16 protein-coding genes and 1 other annotated feature are annotated in these 17745 nt (G+C 40.6%); of the genes, 12 read left to right on the top strand and 4 right to left on the bottom strand.

From position 1 onward, the window contains the following. Positions 1-81 precede the first annotated feature (81 nt). Entirely contained in the window at positions 82-687 is a 606-nt protein-coding gene (locus C2M30_RS03685; RefSeq protein ID WP_010560634.1) for a transglycosylase SLT domain-containing protein, read from the top strand. Between the two features lie 108 nt (positions 688-795). On the opposite strand, the gene C2M30_RS03680 is transcribed toward C2M30_RS03685, so the two are convergent. Continuing rightward, a complete protein-coding gene (locus C2M30_RS03680) occupies positions 796-2064 on the bottom strand; it encodes an HlyC/CorC family transporter (RefSeq protein WP_010560633.1) in 1269 nt (422 codons plus the stop codon). Between the two features lie 97 nt (positions 2065-2161). After that, positions 2162-2968 (bottom strand): cytochrome C assembly family protein, encoded by an 807-nt coding sequence (locus tag C2M30_RS03675; RefSeq protein WP_010560632.1) that lies wholly within the window; start codon positions 2966-2968, stop codon positions 2162-2164. Between the two features lie 169 nt (positions 2969-3137). Here C2M30_RS03675 and ffh point away from each other — a divergent pair, with 169 nt between their 5' ends. From ffh to tyrA, 6 genes are all read left to right on the top strand, one after another. Then, complete coding sequence (ffh, locus tag C2M30_RS03670; protein WP_100912988.1) at positions 3138-4517, top strand: signal recognition particle protein; 1380 nt, start codon at positions 3138-3140, stop codon at positions 4515-4517. Between the two features lie 199 nt (positions 4518-4716). After that, positions 4717-4965 (top strand): 30S ribosomal protein S16, encoded by a 249-nt coding sequence (rpsP, locus tag C2M30_RS03665; RefSeq protein ID WP_010560630.1) that lies wholly within the window; start codon positions 4717-4719, stop codon positions 4963-4965. A 16-nt stretch (positions 4966-4981) separates the two neighbouring features. Continuing rightward, positions 4982-5512, top strand: coding sequence for a ribosome maturation factor RimM (gene rimM / locus C2M30_RS03660; RefSeq protein ID WP_010560629.1), 531 nt, complete (start codon positions 4982-4984; stop codon positions 5510-5512). An 18-nt stretch (positions 5513-5530) separates the two neighbouring features. Further along, complete coding sequence (gene trmD / locus C2M30_RS03655) at positions 5531-6277, top strand: tRNA (guanosine(37)-N1)-methyltransferase TrmD (protein ID WP_419182658.1); 747 nt, start codon at positions 5531-5533, stop codon at positions 6275-6277. Positions 6278-6311: 34 nt separating this feature from the next. Next, entirely contained in the window at positions 6312-6671 is a 360-nt protein-coding gene (rplS, locus tag C2M30_RS03650) for a 50S ribosomal protein L19 (RefSeq protein WP_105170701.1), read from the top strand. Positions 6672-7269: 598 nt separating this feature from the next. Continuing rightward, positions 7270-8397, top strand: a complete 1128-nt coding sequence (tyrA, locus tag C2M30_RS03645) for a bifunctional chorismate mutase/prephenate dehydrogenase (protein ID WP_100912989.1) — start codon at positions 7270-7272, stop codon at positions 8395-8397. A 24-nt stretch (positions 8398-8421) separates the two neighbouring features. Here the strand turns inward: tyrA and C2M30_RS03640 are convergent, their stop codons facing one another. Further along, positions 8422-9579 carry a chorismate mutase gene (locus C2M30_RS03640; RefSeq protein WP_105170700.1) on the bottom strand — a complete coding sequence of 386 codons (1158 nt, stop codon included), beginning with the start codon at positions 9577-9579 and terminating at the stop codon, positions 8422-8424. 24 nt (positions 9580-9603) lie between these two features. Next, positions 9604-9720: a sequence feature (Phe leader region), on the bottom strand. A gap of 191 nt (positions 9721-9911) precedes the next feature. Here C2M30_RS03640 and C2M30_RS03635 point away from each other — a divergent pair. Continuing rightward, complete coding sequence (locus C2M30_RS03635; RefSeq protein ID WP_105170699.1) at positions 9912-12929, top strand: bifunctional diguanylate cyclase/phosphodiesterase; 3018 nt, start codon at positions 9912-9914, stop codon at positions 12927-12929. 45 nt (positions 12930-12974) lie between these two features. On the opposite strand, the gene yciH is transcribed toward C2M30_RS03635, so the two are convergent. Next, positions 12975-13304 carry a stress response translation initiation inhibitor YciH gene (gene yciH, locus C2M30_RS03630; RefSeq protein ID WP_010560623.1) on the bottom strand — a complete coding sequence of 110 codons (330 nt, stop codon included), beginning with the start codon at positions 13302-13304 and terminating at the stop codon, positions 12975-12977. A gap of 179 nt (positions 13305-13483) precedes the next feature. Between yciH and C2M30_RS03625 the strand changes: the two genes are divergently transcribed. The 4 genes from C2M30_RS03625 to C2M30_RS03610 all read left to right on the top strand — a co-directional run bounded on the left by C2M30_RS03625 (position 13484) and on the right by C2M30_RS03610 (position 17727). Further along, positions 13484-13789: an STAS domain-containing protein gene (locus C2M30_RS03625; protein ID WP_010560622.1), complete on the top strand. Its 306-nt coding sequence runs from the start codon at positions 13484-13486 to the stop codon at positions 13787-13789. A 3-nt stretch (positions 13790-13792) separates the two neighbouring features. Further along, positions 13793-15442, top strand: coding sequence for an ATP-binding SpoIIE family protein phosphatase (locus C2M30_RS03620; RefSeq protein WP_105170698.1), 1650 nt, complete (start codon positions 13793-13795; stop codon positions 15440-15442). A 313-nt stretch (positions 15443-15755) separates the two neighbouring features. Next, entirely contained in the window at positions 15756-16415 is a 660-nt protein-coding gene (locus tag C2M30_RS03615; protein ID WP_105171142.1) for a GAF domain-containing protein, read from the top strand. A gap of 121 nt (positions 16416-16536) precedes the next feature. After that, positions 16537-17727, top strand: a complete 1191-nt coding sequence (locus C2M30_RS03610) for an amino acid aminotransferase (protein ID WP_100912994.1) — start codon at positions 16537-16539, stop codon at positions 17725-17727. Positions 17728-17745: the final 18 nt, after the last annotated feature.

The following is a 17745-nucleotide window of genomic DNA, read 5'->3' as shown; positions in this document are numbered from 1 at the left end:
CGCGTTTCACTTTCAGGGATGAAACAATGTGTTTTGCTTAGTAATTGAGATAGGGTTTTGACGCAAAAGTTCAAAATTATTATGAAAAAAATTATCCCACTTGTACTTACCGCCACACTAGCCGGTTGTGCCACGCCACCACCGCAAAATCCGAATAACCTATGTGATATATTTTTTGAACATCGAGATTGGTATTTTGATGCCAAAGATGCGCAAGAAAAATGGGGAGCGCCAAAGCACTTGCTGATGAGTATGATGTTTCAGGAAAGCTCTTTTAAGCATAATGCTGCGCCTCCAATGGAATACTTTCTGGGCTTTATTCCAACGGGTAGGGCGAGCTCTGCTTATGGATATTCACAGGCAAAAACTCCAACATGGAATGATTATGTAAGTAAAAGTGGCAATAGCGGCGCTGACAGGGATGATTTTGCCGACGCTATCGATTTTATGGGCTGGTTTGTTTACAACACGCATAAAATAAATGGTGTATCGAAGTGGGACGCATACGGGCAATATTTAAATTACCATGAAGGGTGGGGAGGCTATCGCCGTGGTACCTACAAGAAAAAAGCATGGTTAATGAAAACGGCGCAAAAGGTGAAAGTGCGTACCGGTAATTATGGTGTGCAGCTCAAAAAGTGCGAAGATGATTTAAATAAAAATTGGCTACAACGTTTGTTTAGTTAATAAGAGATTTTAGCCTTCAGACAACAGGTTTTAGACTATTACTAAAACCTGCTTTTAATTTCTGCTGAAACCTGAAACCTGAAACCTGAAACCTGAAACCTGAAACCCTTAGTTCTTATACTCAGGCATAATTCGCGCCAGCTTGATGGTGTTTTCATTTACCTCAACAATTTCGATAGGGTAGCCTGAAATACGCATACTGACTTTTTCGCTTGGGATATCTTCTAAAAACTCGATAATCAAACCACTTAAGGTCTTCGGGCCATCAGTAGGAAAATCCCAATCCATTTCTTTATTGAGGTCGCGCACGTTGGCGCTGCCATCAACTAAGAATGAACCATCTTGTTGCGGGTGAACGTTTTCACTCAGTGTTGGTGTCATGCTGGTGGTAAAATCACCTACTACTTCTTCAAGAATATCTTCTAGGGTTACGAGGCCTTGAATATCTCCGTATTCGTCTACCACAATACCAATGCGCTCTTTTGCTTGTTGAAACTTAAGTAGCTGTACGTTTAACGACGTACCTTCTGGAATGTAGTAAATTTCACGTACAGCGCGAAGTAAAGTCGCTTTCGTAAACTGCTCTTTAGTCAGTAAACGTAGCGCGTCGCGAGCGTGAATAAAGCCAACTGTGTCGTCAATATTTTCACGGTATAGCAAAACACGAGTATGTTGTGCATGGGTAAGCTGACGCATAATCAGCTTCCAATCGTCGTTAACATCAATCGCCACAATTTCATTGCGCGGAACCATTACGTCTTCAACCTTTACCTGCTCAAGGTCAAGAATCGATACCAACATATTTTGGTGACGTTCAGGTAATAAAGCAGCGGATTCGTTCACTACTGTTTTAAGTTCTTCTTTACTTAAACTGTGCTCTTCAATTTGCTCAGGACTAATGCCAAACAGTTTTAAAATACCATTGGTTATAAGGTTTACTAAAATAACTAGCGGGTAGAGCAACTTAAGCAAGAAATTAAGAATAAATGAACTTGGAAAGGCCACTTTCTCAGGATACAGTGCTGCTAATGTTTTTGGCGTTACCTCAGCAAAAATCAAAATGACAAAGGTTAAACCAAAAGTGGCAACGGCAATACCGATTACGTCACCAAATAAGCGAATACCGATAATAGTTGCAACAGATGATGCGGCAATATTAACAAGGTTATTGCCAATTAGGATTAACCCTATCAGTCTATCTGGACGTTGTAACAGCTTGCTAACCCGTTTGGCGCCTTTATGGTGTTCTTTTTCAAGGTGTCGTAAACGATATTTGTTTAGCGACATCATGCCCGTTTCTGAGCTAGAGAAATAAGCTGAAAGTAGTATCAATACACCAAGAATGATGAATAAAGTACTCGTCGATATGGCGTCCAATGAGGGATCCTTTAAAAACTGTCGAAAGAGTATTAACTCTTAGTTGAGGTGATTAGTCAAGTGCTCTATTTGTATAAGCTAATTCGTACCAAAGGTACTAAAACTTACCCAAAATAATTTCTTGAACAAAGCGGCTACCAAAATACGCAAGCGTAAGTAATGTTGCCGCGCAAATTGTCGTAATTACACTGCTTTTGCCGCGCCAGCCACGGTATTTGTGGCCCCATGCAACGGTGACAAATAACGCCCAGGCAAGTAAAGATAATACTGTTTTATGGATATAGCCTTTATCAAACATATTATCGATAAATAAAAAGCCTGTTGCGAGGGCAAATGTAAGTAGCAACGAGCCCATTGAAACCAGGTGGAATAATTGCCTTTCTACCAGCATTAAAGGCGGTAAGTGGCTAGTCACTATCGACATATCTTTTTGCTTTAAACGGCGATTAATAAAGTAAAATTGAATTGCGTATAACGTCGCAATAATCAGCACGCAGTAGGCCATAAAGGCAAGTGAAATATGCGACACTAATCCGAATTCAAAATTAACCGATTGCAAAATAACATGATGTGGAATAAACAAACTGGCGATTAATAAAATTGCAGCAAAGCCATAAACAACCGGCAGTAATAAGGTGGCAGGAAAGCGCAGGGAAACGGTCGTTACCGACACCACAATTAGCCAACATATTAATAGTGCAACGTTGGCAAAGCTGAGGTCTTGCCCGCTTTCAGTGAAAATCGAATTAACAATCACAGCAAGGTGCAACAAAATAGCAACAGTGCTAAGCAACAAAGTCTTCTTTTGATTTGGGCCTTGCTTATCAAATAACTTACTCACCACATGCATAGTGGAAAGGCTATAAAACAGACTCGCAATTACAGTTAAAACAATTAAATTCATGACTTTGTTTAAAATCGATTTCGATTAAAATTTTTACCTCATTGTATTTTATCAATCGCTAAAAGCCTAGCCCAGAATAGGAAAATAACCTTTAGTTACCGTTGCAAAGCTTTTTTATTCCTGTTTCTTAGGTATAATTCTCGCAAAATATTAGTTTGGATTAACGTGAATGTTTCAGAACTTACAGGAACGCCTTGGTAAAACCCTGAAAAATATCAGTGGTCGAGGCCGATTAACTGAAGATAATATAAAAGACACGCTGCGCGAAGTGCGTATGGCACTACTCGAAGCGGATGTAGCCTTACCGGTAGTGCGTGAATTTGTAAAAACAGTTAAAGAACGTGCTGTAGGTGTTGAAGTCACTAAAAGTTTAAGCCCAGGTCAGGTTTTCATTAAAATCGTTCGTGAAGAACTTGAAAAAGCCATGGGGGAAGCAAACGAAGAGCTTAACTTAGCGGCACAACCGCCAGCGGTTATCATGATGGCAGGTCTGCAAGGTGCAGGTAAAACTACCAGTGTTGGTAAGCTTTCTAAGTTCTTAAAAGAGCGCAAAAAGAAATCTGTGTTAGTTGTGAGTGCCGACGTTTACCGTCCTGCCGCGATTAAACAGCTAGAAACCCTTGCTAACGAAGTTGATGTGGAATTCTTCCCAAGTGATATTTCACAGAAACCAATCGATATTGCCAATGGCGCAATTGACCACGCGAAAAAGAAATTCATTGATGTCGTGATTGTTGATACCGCAGGTCGTTTACACGTAGATAACGAGATGATGGAAGAAATCATCGAGTTACACGGTGCGATTAAGCCGGTAGAAACACTCTTTGTTGTTGACTCAATGACAGGTCAAGATGCTGCGAACACCGCAAAAGCATTTGACGAAGCTCTGCCACTAACCGGTGTTGTACTGACCAAAACTGACGGTGATGCCCGTGGTGGTGCTGCACTATCAATTCGTCATATCACAGGTAAGCCAATTAAGTTTATTGGTGTTGGTGAAAAAACTGATGCGTTAGAACCATTCCATCCAGACCGTGTTGCGTCACGTATTTTAGGTATGGGTGATGTGCTTTCTCTCATTGAAGAAGTCGAAATGAAAGTCGACAAAGAGAAAGCTGAAAAAATGGCGAAGAAGGTAATGAAGGGCGATGGCTTTACATTAGAAGACTTCGCTGACCAATTACGCCAAATGAAAAACATGGGTGGCATGATGGGCATGCTTGATAAGCTGCCGGGTATGTCAAACTTGCCAGATGCGGTTAAAGACCAAGTTGGTGATAAAACCTTTAATCAAATGGAAGCCATCATTAGCTCAATGACGCCAAAAGAGCGTGAGCGCCCAGACATCATTAAAGGATCTCGTAAAAAGCGTATCGCTGCAGGTTCTGGTACGCAAGTGCAAGACGTAAATAAGCTATTAAAGCAATTTACACAAATGCAGAAAATGATGAAGAAGATGAAAGGCAAAGGCGGCATGATGAAAATGATGCGCAATATGAAAGGCATGATGCCACCTGGCATGATGGGTGGCGGCGGCCCGAAATTCTAAACTTTACAAAGTTGTTAAAAAAGCACCAGTTTTGGTGCTTTTTTTGTATTGATGTTGGTATAACTGTCACAAAGTAGCCAAAAGAGTGCATTTTAACTTGCAATCAGAGTAAAAATTCGTACAATTCTCGGGCTTCCCGTTAGGGAAGTAAAATTAGTTTTTATGTTAATGAAATCAATCAATCTATGTAGAGGACGGTATGGTAACTATTCGTTTGCAACGTGGCGGCGCTAAGAAGCGTCCATTCTATCAAATCGTGGTTGCGGATAGCCGTTTCTCGCGTGATGGTCGTTTCATCGAGAAAGTAGGTTTCTTTAACCCACTAGCTCGTGGTCAAGAAGAATCACTTCGCCTAGACCTTGATCGTGTAGATCACTGGGTAGGTCAAGGTGCAGGTCTTTCTGATCGTGTAGCTAAGTTAGTTAAAGACGCTCGTAAAGCGGCTTAATAGGCGTAATGTAACCATGAGTCAAGAGCAAGCCAAATTTATAGCAGGCAAACTCGGCGCCCCTTACGGCATTAAGGGTTGGCTTAAGGTTCATTCATTTACTGATGATCCCGAAGGGATCTTTGATTTCAGCCCATGGTTGATAGGGCAACAAGGAAACTGGCAAACCGTTGAAGTGGTCGACTGGCGTCGTCACAACAAAGGTTTTATCGCCAAGTTGGCAAATGTTGAAGACCGTGACCAAGCAAATGTGTTAACAAATGCTGAAATCGCTGTTTTTGAAGAACAATTGCCAGACTTACCTGATGGTGAGTTTTATTGGCGAGATCTCATCGGTCTTACTGTAGTAACTGATAAAGGTTACGATTTAGGTAAGGTCGACGACATGCTAGAAACAGGTTCTAATGACGTTTTAGTGGTTAAAGCTAACCCTAACGACGGATTTGGAAAAGGTGAACGTTTAATTCCATATTTAACCGAGAGCGTAGTGTTAAAGGTGGATTTAGATGCTAAAGAAGTTACCGTAGACTGGGATCCTAGCTTTTAAATGTCGCAGCAGGCACACATGTGGTTCGGTGTTATTTCACTGTTCCCTGAAATGTTTGATGCGGTAACAAAGCAAGGTGTTACTGGTCGCGCAGTTAAAAGCGGTTTAATCGATTTTAACTGTTGGAGTCCGCGTGATTATGCTTTTGATAAGCATAAAACTGTGGATGACCGCCCATACGGCGGTGGCCCTGGTATGCTAATGATGGTGCAACCATTGCGAGATGCCATCGATGCAGCGAAAGCTTCAGCGGGTGAAGGGGCAAAGGTAATCTATCTATCACCACAAGGTAGAAAGCTAGATCAACAAGGTGCGCAAGAACTTGCAAACCATAAAAAGTTGATTTTAGTGGCAGGTCGTTATGAAGGTATAGATGAGCGGTTAATTGAATCACACATTGACGAAGAATGGTCAATTGGTGACTTTATATTATCCGGTGGCGAACTCGCTGCAATGACATTAATCGATTCAGTATCTCGTTTAGTGCCAGGCGTGTTAGGTCACAATCAGTCTGCCGAGCAGGATTCATTTTCTGACGGCTTACTAGACTGCCCTCACTATACACGGCCAGAATTATTGGATGGTAAGCAGGTGCCCGCTGTATTGCTCAGTGGAAACCATAAAGAAATCGCTCGCTGGCGCTTAAAGCAACAGTTGGGTAGAACTTGGCTTAGACGTCCGGACTTGTTGCAAAACCTAGCTCTGACTGAGGAGCAAGCAAGGTTACTCGCTGAATTTCAGCAAGAACATAATGTTTGTGGCTAGAAGACAGTTACTCCTAGGAAATGTGAGAAATATAATGGCAAAAGTAAACCAAAATATTATTAAAGTGCTTGAAGATGAGCAACTTAAATCTGACGTACCAGAGTTCGGCCCTGGTGATACAGTAGTTGTTAAAGTACGTGTTAAAGAAGGTGAAAAAGAGCGTCTACAGGCGTTTGAAGGTGTGGTAATCGCTAAGCGTAACCGTGGTCTTCATTCATCTTTCACAGTACGTAAAGTATCAAGCGGCGAAGGTGTAGAGCGTGTTTTCCAAACACACAGCCCACTAATCAACAGCATCGAGCGCAAGCGTCGCGGTGCAGTTCGTCGTGCTAAGCTTTACTATCTACGTGAGCGTTCTGGTAAGTCTGCACGTATTAAAGAAAAACTTAACTAATACGTCTGAACTTTCAGAATCTAAACAGGCTGAGCTTTGCTCAGCCTGTTTTGTTTTATAAAACAAAAAATTACCTATCAAACAAAGAACGTATCTACACAAGCCTACCAGATTCAACTCCTTATTAACTTCGAGAAACTCTTACTTGATGTGCGTTGCGGGCATAAATGAATTACACGCCAAGCGTTGATAGTAGCAGTGGCTCAAATATACTTAACAAACCTCTAATTCTTCGCACGCTACTAGCTATGTTGTGGAGAGGTTTACTGATTCACTAACTTAAAATTGTGATATTTATACCAACCAACTTAAACTCGTACTCTTTTTAAAAAACTGAATATTTGCGTGCGATATTCAGGTTTATTGATGTGGAATAACCTCTTAAAAATAGCGATTCGAGAACTTAATGTCCTAAGTCTGTTAAAAATTCCGCGCTGTATCTAACAAGAAAGCTAACACCATAGAAAGACTTCTTAAATATGGGCTAAATAGCTAACTTGTATAACGTATTTAATTTTAACACTTTTACTCAGCGAGATAGCTTGATATTATTTTGTATATATTAATTTACTTGCTGTAAAGAAAGGTTTACTTTTTAATGGGCGCACTGAATACGTTAAGAGATCAAATTGATGAATGCGATAGGCAACTTGTTGAACTATTAGCTAAACGAAATCATATCACAGCTCAAGTTGGCGCTTATAAGCAACAACAAGGTCAACCCGTTTATGTACCATCGCGAGAAACTGAATTAATTGATGCACGGCGATCACAAGCAATTGCTGCTGGGGTAAGCCCTGAATTAGTCGAGGATGTATTACGTCGACTTATGCGTGAATCTTACCAAAATCAACAACTCGGTTTAGCGTGCGTTGCGCCGCACTTATCGCCAATGGTGATAGTGGGTGGTAAAGGTGCAATGGGCCAATTGTTTAAGCGTCAGTTAGAGCGCTCGGGTTATCAGGTGAACGTGCTTGATAAAGATAATCAAAGTGAACGTGATAGTTTGTTATCTGAAGCTCGTTGCGTGATTGTCTCTGTGCCAATCCATGCGGTTGAATCAGTTATTGCTGATATGCCAAAACTACACCCTGAGTGTTTATTGGTTGACATTACCAGCGTTAAATCATCACCACTCAAAGCGATGGAAACTCACCATCAAGGACCGGTACTGGCATTACACCCGATGTTTGGTCCTGATATTCCTCATTGGGTAAAGCAAACCGTTGTTGTTTGTCAAAATAAGCCCTGTGACGTAGCTAGTTCCTTACTCGAACAGCTTACTGTGTGGGGCTGTAATTTAGTGTCTATGGATGCGAAAAAGCACGATGAAGCGATGCAAATTGTGCAGGTAATGCGCCACTTAACGACCTTTGTTTATGGTCAATTTTTGGCGAAACAAAGCCACAGCCTTGAAGAAATAGAATCTTGCTCTTCGCCTATTTATCACTTGGAATTAATGATGGTAGGGCGCTTATTTGCACAGTCGCCAGAGCTTTACAGCGATATTATGTTGGCGCAATTTGAAGACGTCGCACCTTTGATGAAAGAGTATTGTGAGGTTTTCCAACAAACCTTTGAAAAATTGAAGCAGAATGATAAAGCGGGATTAATTGATGACTTTGCCGCTGCAAAAACCTTTTTTTCAGATTCTGCCAGTACCTTTTTAAGTCAAAGCAAAGCGTTATTGAGTAAGGCAAATGACGCGAAAGTGCTAGATTATTAAAAAAGGGGCTTAGCGCCCCTTTTTTTATTCAGTTGCAACGCTTACGGCGCTCAACGTTTCACTTTGGTAACAACCAAGAATACGAATGTAGGCAGTTACTTCTTTAAGCGCATCTAACGCTTTTTTAACTTCTGGTAAATCGATGTTTGCTTCTAGGTCAACATAGAATACTTCTTCCCATGGATTGCCCGGTACTGGGCGAGACTCTAATTTTACTAGGTTTATGTTATGCTGTTTGAAGATCATCAGTGCATCAGCAAGCGCACCTGCTGACTGCTTCGTTGCCATAATTAATGTTGTTTTAGTCGGGATCTGCTTCGAGACTTTAACTGCTTTACGCGCAACAACAATAAAGCGGCTGTGGTTGTGGCTTTGATTGGCGAGGTTAGGCTCAAGTACCACTAACCCAGCCTTGCGAGCTGCGTCTTCAGAAGCGATTGCGGCACCTGCATCATCTTGTAACGCTTCTTTTAGTGCGCTTGATGTTGAGTCGCTGTAGGCCAGTTGTACGCCGCTTAAATTACTAATAAATTGGCTGCATTGAGCAAATGGCTGCGGGTGACCGTATATTTTCGTTACTTCTCCAATGGCAACGCCTGGGCTTGCTACTAAACAATGTTCTACTGCTTGTGTTAGTTCGCCAACAATCGATACCTGTGTGTGCTGCAATAGGTCATATACTTCGTTAATACTGCCAGAACAGGTATTTTCGATTGGTAATAAACCAAAATCGGCCTGTCCAGTTTCTACTTTATTGGTGATTTCATTAAAGCTACTGCAGCCTAGTTCAACAAGTTTGCCAGGGCGACGACTGAAGTATTTATGGCATGCAAGCTGGCTGTATGAGCCTTGACCACCTAAATAAGCAACGCGATTCGTTTCTGTGTGCAGATCTGGATTTAGGTTCTGCTGTAACATTGCTTGTTGATGCAGTACAGAATCTTCAATGATGGTTTGAAACACGCGATTTACGTAATAACCGTCAAGCCCCAGTGAACTGCCATAACTAATGAGTTTTTCTAGTAACGCCTGTTCACGTTGCTCATCACGGATCGGTTTGTTGTTGGCAATTTTATACTCAACAACGCCGTGGCTGACGCGACGTCTTTTGGCGAGTAAGACTAGTAACTCCGAGTCTATCTCATTGATATCCCGACGTAGGGACTCAAGTGCATTGGACATTTTCTTTTCCTCATTCCCAATTGCAAAAAAAAACCTCCCAGTGGGAGGTTTAGTTTGACTTTAGCTTGTTCGTGACAAAGTCGCCTCCCGAGTTACGGATGGTGAAAAAAGAAGCTAAAGTTAAAGATTAATTTGTTCATATACCCGAATTTAGAAATAAGTGTTGTTAAAGTCAACAGTAAATTGAGAGTAACTTATGCCAAAACAGATTTTTTCATTATTTATTATGGCTTTTTTGCAATAAACCGAAAAAAAGGTGTAGAAATTAGTGAGATTCTTTTATAGTTCCAAGCACCACAATCAACGAGTTGCAGCAGAAGTAAGGTTACATTGTGAACTCTAAACATTTGGATGCGAGTTTTGGCATTAACGCACTTAGTACCAAGTTATCCATATTAATATCAGCCATTTGTTTGATAGCTGGATTATCTGCTGCGTACTTGATGGTTAAATCTGAGCGCAAACAACTGCTTTTTGAAGAGTTTGGTGTGCTAACAGAGTTATCGAAGCCGTTTGTTAGCCGTTTTGAAAACCTACTTAATGAGAAAAAGCGCATCGCAATTGATGCCAATACCATAGTTACAGAAGCACTTTATTCCGAAAGCGCGCTTGCTGAAAAAATCGTGCCGAGTAAGTTGGTTTTTGGTAAAGACGGCAGTATTCGCAGCTCTTCAAGTACTAATGTTGCGGGTGTACGTTCTGCGGCTTTCCTTCCTCAGCAAAGCTATAGTCACGAATATAAACGTATTTTTTCGCAAACAGAAAAAGTATGGTCGCAAATCGCGCCAATTTTAACCGACGAAACCTTTTTTAATTTCTACTTCATTAGCCAAGATCGTTTTATTCGCATATCGCCACCAAACTGGGCGTTGAATGTGCCGGCAAGCCATGACTTTAGGCAAGATGTTTTTTACGAAATTGGTACTCCTGAATTTAACCCTAACTTAGAAGCAACCTGGACCCCTATCTATTATGATGATATCTGGGAGCGCTGGGTTATTAGCCTTATTGTACCGCTACATTATGGCGGAGAATTTAAAGGCGTTACTGGCAGTGATATTGAGTTGCCAAAGCTGCAGGCGATGTTCCCTGACAAAGTGGGTGATGCCAAGTTGTTTGTGTTAAACGGCAAAGGACAAATTATTCAGTTTGAAGGTAAAACAGATATTATCAATCGCCTCAGCGGCAGCATGAACGATTCGTTGGATACTAAAAACCAGTTACCAGATGAATTGCGTAATCAAGTTGAGCAACTATTAACAAGTCAGCGTCATGAATTGCAGGGTGAATTTGCCATTGACGACAGCAAGCATATTTTTAGCATCAAAAAGTTTAGTGATTTTGATTGGTATATTGGTGTTTATAAAACCCATTCTGAAGCACTTTCGGCGATTGATGAAATAGAAGTAAAGTTTTTTGGCCTGTTTATTTTATATGCCGTGCTGGTCGTATTGTTGCTGCATCAAACGCTTTCTCATTTAGTAATTAAACGTATTAAAGCATTGGTTGCAAGCTCGCGAGAAGTTGCAAGAGGGCAATTTACTACGGCGCAAAACCTAACGGTTAACAAAGACGAAATCGGCTTGCTCAATTTTGAGTTTGGCGCAATGGCAGGCAAGCTCGAAAAGACCATGCGTGATTTACGCCAAGAGCTAGATGAAAAAGAACAAGCAGAGCAGCGCGCAAGAAGATTATCAAAAGCCGTTGAATTCTCTGGTTCAGCTATCGTAATTACTGATGAAAATCTCAATATTGAATACGTGAACCCTAAATTGCTTGAAATGACAGGGTTTGAGAAAAGTCATTTTATTGGGCAACCATTACTTGTTTTAATGGAACCCGATATGATGATTTTGGTTGAGGATATCGTTCAGGACTTACTTTCGCGCCATCACTGGAAAGGTGACACGTTACTGCATAACAATGACAAACGTGCACTTTGGGTGTCGTTATCTGTTTCACCAATTCGCGATGATAACCACAAAGTGTATAGCTATGTTGCCTCTGCGCAAGACATTTCCTTTGTAAAAGAAAGTCAGCGCAAAATGGAACAATTGGCGTATTACGACACACTAACAGGGCTTGCTAACCGTGCGTTATTTAGAATGCAGCTTAAAAAGTCGTTGGCTTTAGCATCGCGCGGTCATTACTCATTTGCTCTGTTCTATTTTGATTTAGATGAATTTAAACGTATCAATGATACATTAGGTCATGATGCGGGTGACCAACTGCTGTTGGAAGTAGCACAACGCCTACAAAAGCGTCTTCGAGCTGAAGATACCATTGCCCGTCTTGGTGGTGATGAGTTTGCCGTGTTGCTCAGTGGTATTGATGACCGCGAGAAAGCCACAGAAGTGGCGCTTACTATTCAAAATACCTTAAGCCAGCCAATTCGCTTAGGCAGCAATGAAGTGATTGTTAGTGCCAGTATCGGTATTACAATGGCATCGGATCAAAGCCCAGAAGAAGATGTGTTACTGAAACACGCCGATCTTGCAATGTATGAAGCAAAAGCGTTAGGTAAAAACACTTATTACTTCTATAACGATACCCTTGATGCAGCGGCAAAAGAGCGATTATTTATTGAAAATGAACTGCGCATTGCGATTAAAGAACAGCAGTTCGAGCTTTATTATCAGCCGCAAATTGATATTACCAACGAGAAGATAGTCGGTTTTGAAGCACTGATCCGCTGGCACCACCCAACACTTGGGCATATTGCGCCAGATAAGTTTATTCCAATTGCTGAAACAACAGGGTTAATTGTTGAATTAGGTGAGTGGGTATTGTGGGAGTCATGTGCATTTGCTCAGCGTATGGCGCTTAAAGATCATGAGAGCAGCATCTCTATTAATTTATCAGCACGCCAATTTAAAGATACGAGTCTAATTCCTTTACTAGAAAAGGTGATTAAGAAAACGGGTATCGTACCTGAGCGCGTGCATCTAGAGCTAACTGAGAGTATGCTAATGGGCGATGTTGAAGGCTCTATTAAGCAAATGCATCAATTAAAATCGCTTGGGCTATCGCTGTCGATAGATGATTTTGGTACGGGATATTCGTCACTCAGTTATTTAAAACGCTTCCCATTGGATATCTTAAAAATTGACCGTTCATTTATTAAAGATATTCCAGAAGATAGCAATGATATGGAGATTACCGCGGCAATTATCGCGATGGCGCAAAAGCTTAATTTAGAGCTGGTTGCTGAAGGCGTTGAAAGCGATGAACAAATTGAGTTTTTAAAGCTGAATAAGTGTGATGTAGTACAAGGTTATTATTACAGTAAGCCGGTACCAGAACATGAGATTTCGTTGATGATAGATAAAACGAAAGGTATACACTTTTAGTATTTAATTTGGTGATGGCTAGCTGCCATCACCAAGCAATGTCTATTATCCGCCTGCAATTTTCACCTTGAAGCCTTGCTGTTCAAGCAAACCCTTCAACTTATCGCGGTCATCGCCTTGAATTTCAATGATACCGTCTTTGACTGCACCACCTTGACCCATTTTAGACTTTAATGTTTTGGCTAGCTTCTTTAAGTCATGGGCGCTTGGATCAATTCCCACAACGAGCATCACGCCTTTGCCTTTTCGTCCTTTTGTTTGGCGTTCAATACGCACCGCACCGTCTTTAAATAATTTTACATCGAGCTCAGGTGCTTCTTTTGGCTGTTTTATTCTTCCGGTTTCTGTGGAATAGACTAAATTTGAGTCTGACATAATAAATCCAAGTAAATACGCATGACGCAAGTTTATCATAATTTTGCAACCATATTATCGTTCAATTTATTTTTAGTTTTTTTAAGATAATATTTGCAAATTAGCGGGTTAAGTACTTAATTTAAATAAAGCGAATGGCGTAAATTTAGCAGGCATTAGGACATTCCAAGGAGAATTAAATGAGTTTGAATAAGGCTCTATCGCCAGATGGCAAATTATTTACGATTGAGATTAAAGGCAAGTTTGACTTTAACTTAGTACAATCATTTAGGAGCGCATATGCCGATGTTGGCGTAAGTACTCCGAAAGTAATTATCGACTTACGTGAAACCGATTACATGGATAGTTCGGCACTGGGAATGTTATTAAATATGAAAAAGTCGTTAGGCGACTCTGTGAGCAGTATTCATATTACAAATTGCAGACCTCAAATTAAGAAAATTTTACAGATCTCTCGTTTTGATAAAAAGTTCGACATCGACTGAACCATGAAGATTCTGGTTGTCGATGATCAGGAGCTAAATCGTAACTTACTGCGTTTTATGCTAGAGCAAGAGCAGCACCATGTTGCCCTTGCTTCGGACGGAGAAGAAGCACTAACGGTTTTCGATGAATTTTCTCCCGACTTGGTTTTGCTTGATGTTGTAATGCCTAAAATGGATGGCTTTGAAGTAGCGCCGTTGCTAAAAGCCAAATCTGCAGATGTATATCTTCCCATCATTTTTATTACCGCATTGGATGACAAAAGCAGCCTAGAAAAATGTTTGCAGGTTGGCGGTGATGATTTTTTGAATAAGCCTTTCGATAAAGTAATTCTGTCGGCAAAAATTAAAGCACATGCGCGGACACGCGAATTCAGTATAAAAACCTACAAACAAAACCAAGAACTTGCGTATTATCAGCTACATACTGAACGCGAACACGAGTTAGTTGAACATATTTTTGAAAATGCGCTGGAAAAGCGCTTTTTGTTACCTGAACTTGTTGAATTTAATTTATCACCGGCATCCATGTTTAACGGAGACTTATTTTTAATGGCACCGAGTTGTACCGGCGGCATTTATGTCTTGATGGGGGACTTTACCGGCCATGGGTTAGCAGCCGCGATGGGGGCGCTTCCAGCATCAAAAATCTTTTACTCAATGACGCAAAAAGGTTTACCTGTTGGCGATATTGCCGCTGAATTAAATTCAACTCTCAGTGAATTATTACCAGGCAATATGTTTTGCGCGGCAACGATTCTTGAGCTAAATAGCTCGGGTCGATCATTTTCAGCTTGGTTGGGAGGACTTCCTGATAGTTTTCTGTTGAGTAAAGAAGGCAAGGTTAAGCAGAAGCTAACATCGCGCCATATGGCATTAGGTATACTCGAAGATTACGAATTTGAACGCGATACCATTTATGTAGAAACGGAATTAGATGACAAAATTATCTTGTATACCGACGGCGTCATCGAGGCAGAAAATACCAAAGGCGAATTTTTTGGTGAAGAACGATTACTGCGTAAGGTCACTGCTTCATCGTTTACTGAGTTAGGCTCCATTGTTGACTCGGTTAAGCGTTTTACGGGTAAACAAGATCAGCAAGATGATTTAAGTTTAGCGTTGGTAAAATGTAGACCATCAAATATTGAGCCCCAATTGAGCGATGAATACATGACAACGCCGTTAAACATGGCAATGACATTGGATGCAGAACGCTTAAAACAAACTGATCCCGTTGTTGATGTTGTTGAAATGATTTGTGCGATGAAAGGCTGTTCTGAGCATCGCTCTAATTTGTTTTTGCTGATCTCTGAAACATTTAACAATGCACTAGAGCACGGTGTTTTAGGGCTCGAGTCCTGTTTAAAAGATAGTGATGTAGGGTTTTGTGAGTATTACGAACTTCGTGCTGAGCGATTAGCAGAGCTTTCGGCTGGGGCGATTAATATTGATGTGAGCTACTTACCAGAAGACCCGAAAATAAGTTTTACAATAACGGATTCAGGTGATGGTTTTACAAGGAAGAATATTGCTAATGACGACAATAATTTTCATGGCCGCGGTTTGGGCTTAATTAAAGAGATTGCAGAATCAGTTTCACAAAATGAGAGCGGCAATAGCATCACCGTAACGTACTCACTATTACATAACTAAAGTGGTCCCAGTATAAAAACGGCATGTTAATAGCTGCTTTGACTTGTTACTTTGCCATATTTATTTGTTATAGATACAAAAGATTAGATTACCTCAATAAAAAGCGCCAAATTTGCAGTACAAGCTAGTAAGCTCAATTGGTTAGCACATTTAAAATGTCCATTTCATTTTATATTCCCTTTATTTGTAACGATTCATAAAAGCCATTAAATACGTAATCTAAATTTATTTGTAATTTAAGTTAAGAATAGTATTGCATAAACCAATATAAGCCATGTACACTTTATTTTTTAAAAGATGTTTAGATGGCTATATGGCTAATTCAATAGATTTTTCAGATTACGTTTTAGATACGCAAAAAGTGGCTGATTTCCGTCAATTAATTGAAAATGAAATTACGCAAACAGATCACTTGGATATTACGTGGCAGTACCTTATTCCTGAATTGGGCGAGGGCGGAACCTGTAGCTTATTCGGGCAGTTACAAGAAGCGCCGTTTGATCTTACGCAGCATGTAGATAAGCGCCAAAAAAATGTTGATGCAATGGCTGCACTTGCTCGCATCGTTAAATTTGTTGAGCAACAAAACCTAATTGATTGGTTTGGTATTTACCAATCACGCTCGATTGATAATCAAACGCAGCTACTTAAATTAAGCTATTTTGGCAAACCAAGCCGCCCACTTTTTCCTGTTGATGAAGACTATGCGCGTATTAGCAACAATGCCTTTGTTGCGCTTTACGGCAAAGGACGCGTGATTAACAACGTAGAACACTATGTTGCTAATGGCGGCGAGTACTATACTTGCGACCCAGCAGTTAAATCGGAAGTTTGTCTGCCTTACTTTTCGCAATCTGGCGAAGTACTTGGCATTATTGACGCCGAAGCGTTTAATAATGACGTGTTTACGAGTGATGCACTTGCTTTATTACAGGCCGTATGTGAAATAGTACCCAATTACTTACCTGAATAATCTAAAGCAAAAAGTTCTATTGATTATCGCCATGAAATTTTCTTTAGATACTTCTCCACAACAGAGAGTATGGTAAGCTAGGGCTTCATCCCATAGCAAAAATTCAATTTAAGAGATAACTATGTTTGCAAACTTAAAGCCATTACCAACGGATCCAATTTTAGGTTTGATGGCCAAATATCGCCAAGATACAAATCCAAATAAAATCGACTTAGGCGTTGGTGTTTATAAAACAGAACAGGGTGATACCCCAATTTTAAGCTGTGTAAAAAAAGCTGAAGCGTTTCGTTTAGAAAATGAAACAAGTAAATCATATATAGGCTTAGCTGGTGATTTAGGTTTTTGTGCAAAAATGGAATCTCTATTACTGGGTGAGCATAAAGCGCTTTTAGAAAACCGTGTTCGCACAGCGCAAGCACCAGGTGGAACCGGTGCGCTACGTGTTGCTGCTGAATTTATCGCAAAAGCAAACCCAAATGCGAGCGTATGGGTAACTACGCCAACATGGGCAAACCATATTGGTTTATTCTCAGCTGCTGGTTTAACAGTTAAAGAATATCCGTATTACGATTACGAGAACAAAGGCTTATTGTTTGATGAAATGATGGCCACCTTAAAGACAGTTCCTAAAGGCGATATCGTGTTGTTACACGCATGTTGTCATAACCCAAGCGGTATGGATTTAAACGCAGAGCAATGGCAACAAGTTGCAGATCTTGCAAAAGAAGTTGGTTTTACGCCGTTAATTGATATTGCTTATCAAGGTTTTGGTACTAGCCTTGAACAAGATGCGGCAGGCTTACGTTTATTAGCTGAAACAGTTGATGAAATGATCATTTGTTCTTCGTGTTCTAAAAACTTTGGTCTTTATCGCGAGCGTATCGGCGCGTGTTCAATTATTTCAGAATCGAGCGCAGTTGCCGACGTTGCTAACTCAGTGCTATTAAGTGTTGTACGCAGTATCTATTCAATGCCGCCAGCTCACGGTGCTGCAATTGTTGATACTATTCTTGGTAGTGAAGAGCTAACCGCCGAGTGGCATCAAGAGCTTGCTGAAATGCGTAATCGTATTAACGGTTTACGTAGCACGATTGTTGAGGCGCTTCATAGTCGTGGCGTTGCACAAGACTTTTCATTTATTGAAAAACAACATGGTATGTTCTCTTTCTTAAGTATCACGCCAGAGCAAATTGAACGTTTACAAAAAGAGTACTCAATTTACATTGTTGGCTCAAGCCGTGTAAATGTAGCAGGCGTTAGCCAAGCAAACTTAGATTACTTTGCCGATGCAGTTGCAACTGTAATTAAGTAAATTTGCGCATAAATAAAA

It is taken from the genome of Pseudoalteromonas sp. T1lg24 (genome assembly GCF_002964745.1).
Lineage (GTDB): Bacteria > Pseudomonadota > Gammaproteobacteria > Enterobacterales > Alteromonadaceae > Pseudoalteromonas > Pseudoalteromonas spongiae.
This window is presented reverse-complemented; position numbering and strand designations above follow the sequence as displayed.

Bases quoted from the DNA above. Each gene is read 5' to 3' on its own strand.
- ffh (WP_100912988.1), top strand. From the start codon at position 3,138: ATGTTTCAGAACTTACAGGAACGCCTTGGTAAAACCCTGAAAAATATC.
- C2M30_RS03615 (WP_105171142.1), top strand. From the start codon at position 15,756: ATGGCTAATTCAATAGATTTTTCAGATTACGTTTTAGATACGCAAAAA.
- C2M30_RS03620 (WP_105170698.1), top strand. From the start codon at position 13,793: ATGAAGATTCTGGTTGTCGATGATCAGGAGCTAAATCGTAACTTACTG.
- C2M30_RS03640 (WP_105170700.1), bottom strand. From the start codon at position 9,579: ATGTCCAATGCACTTGAGTCCCTACGTCGGGATATCAATGAGATAGAC.
- C2M30_RS03610 (WP_100912994.1), top strand. From the start codon at position 16,537: ATGTTTGCAAACTTAAAGCCATTACCAACGGATCCAATTTTAGGTTTG.
- tyrA (WP_100912989.1), top strand. From the start codon at position 7,270: ATGGGCGCACTGAATACGTTAAGAGATCAAATTGATGAATGCGATAGG.
- rpsP (WP_010560630.1), top strand. From the start codon at position 4,717: ATGGTAACTATTCGTTTGCAACGTGGCGGCGCTAAGAAGCGTCCATTC.
- trmD (WP_419182658.1), top strand. From the start codon at position 5,531: ATGTGGTTCGGTGTTATTTCACTGTTCCCTGAAATGTTTGATGCGGTA.
- yciH (WP_010560623.1), bottom strand. From the start codon at position 13,304: ATGTCAGACTCAAATTTAGTCTATTCCACAGAAACCGGAAGAATAAAA.
- C2M30_RS03685 (WP_010560634.1), top strand. From the start codon at position 82: ATGAAAAAAATTATCCCACTTGTACTTACCGCCACACTAGCCGGTTGT.
- rimM (WP_010560629.1), top strand. From the start codon at position 4,982: ATGAGTCAAGAGCAAGCCAAATTTATAGCAGGCAAACTCGGCGCCCCT.
- rplS (WP_105170701.1), top strand. From the start codon at position 6,312: ATGGCAAAAGTAAACCAAAATATTATTAAAGTGCTTGAAGATGAGCAA.
- C2M30_RS03675 (WP_010560632.1), bottom strand. From the start codon at position 2,968: ATGAATTTAATTGTTTTAACTGTAATTGCGAGTCTGTTTTATAGCCTT.
- C2M30_RS03625 (WP_010560622.1), top strand. From the start codon at position 13,484: ATGAGTTTGAATAAGGCTCTATCGCCAGATGGCAAATTATTTACGATT.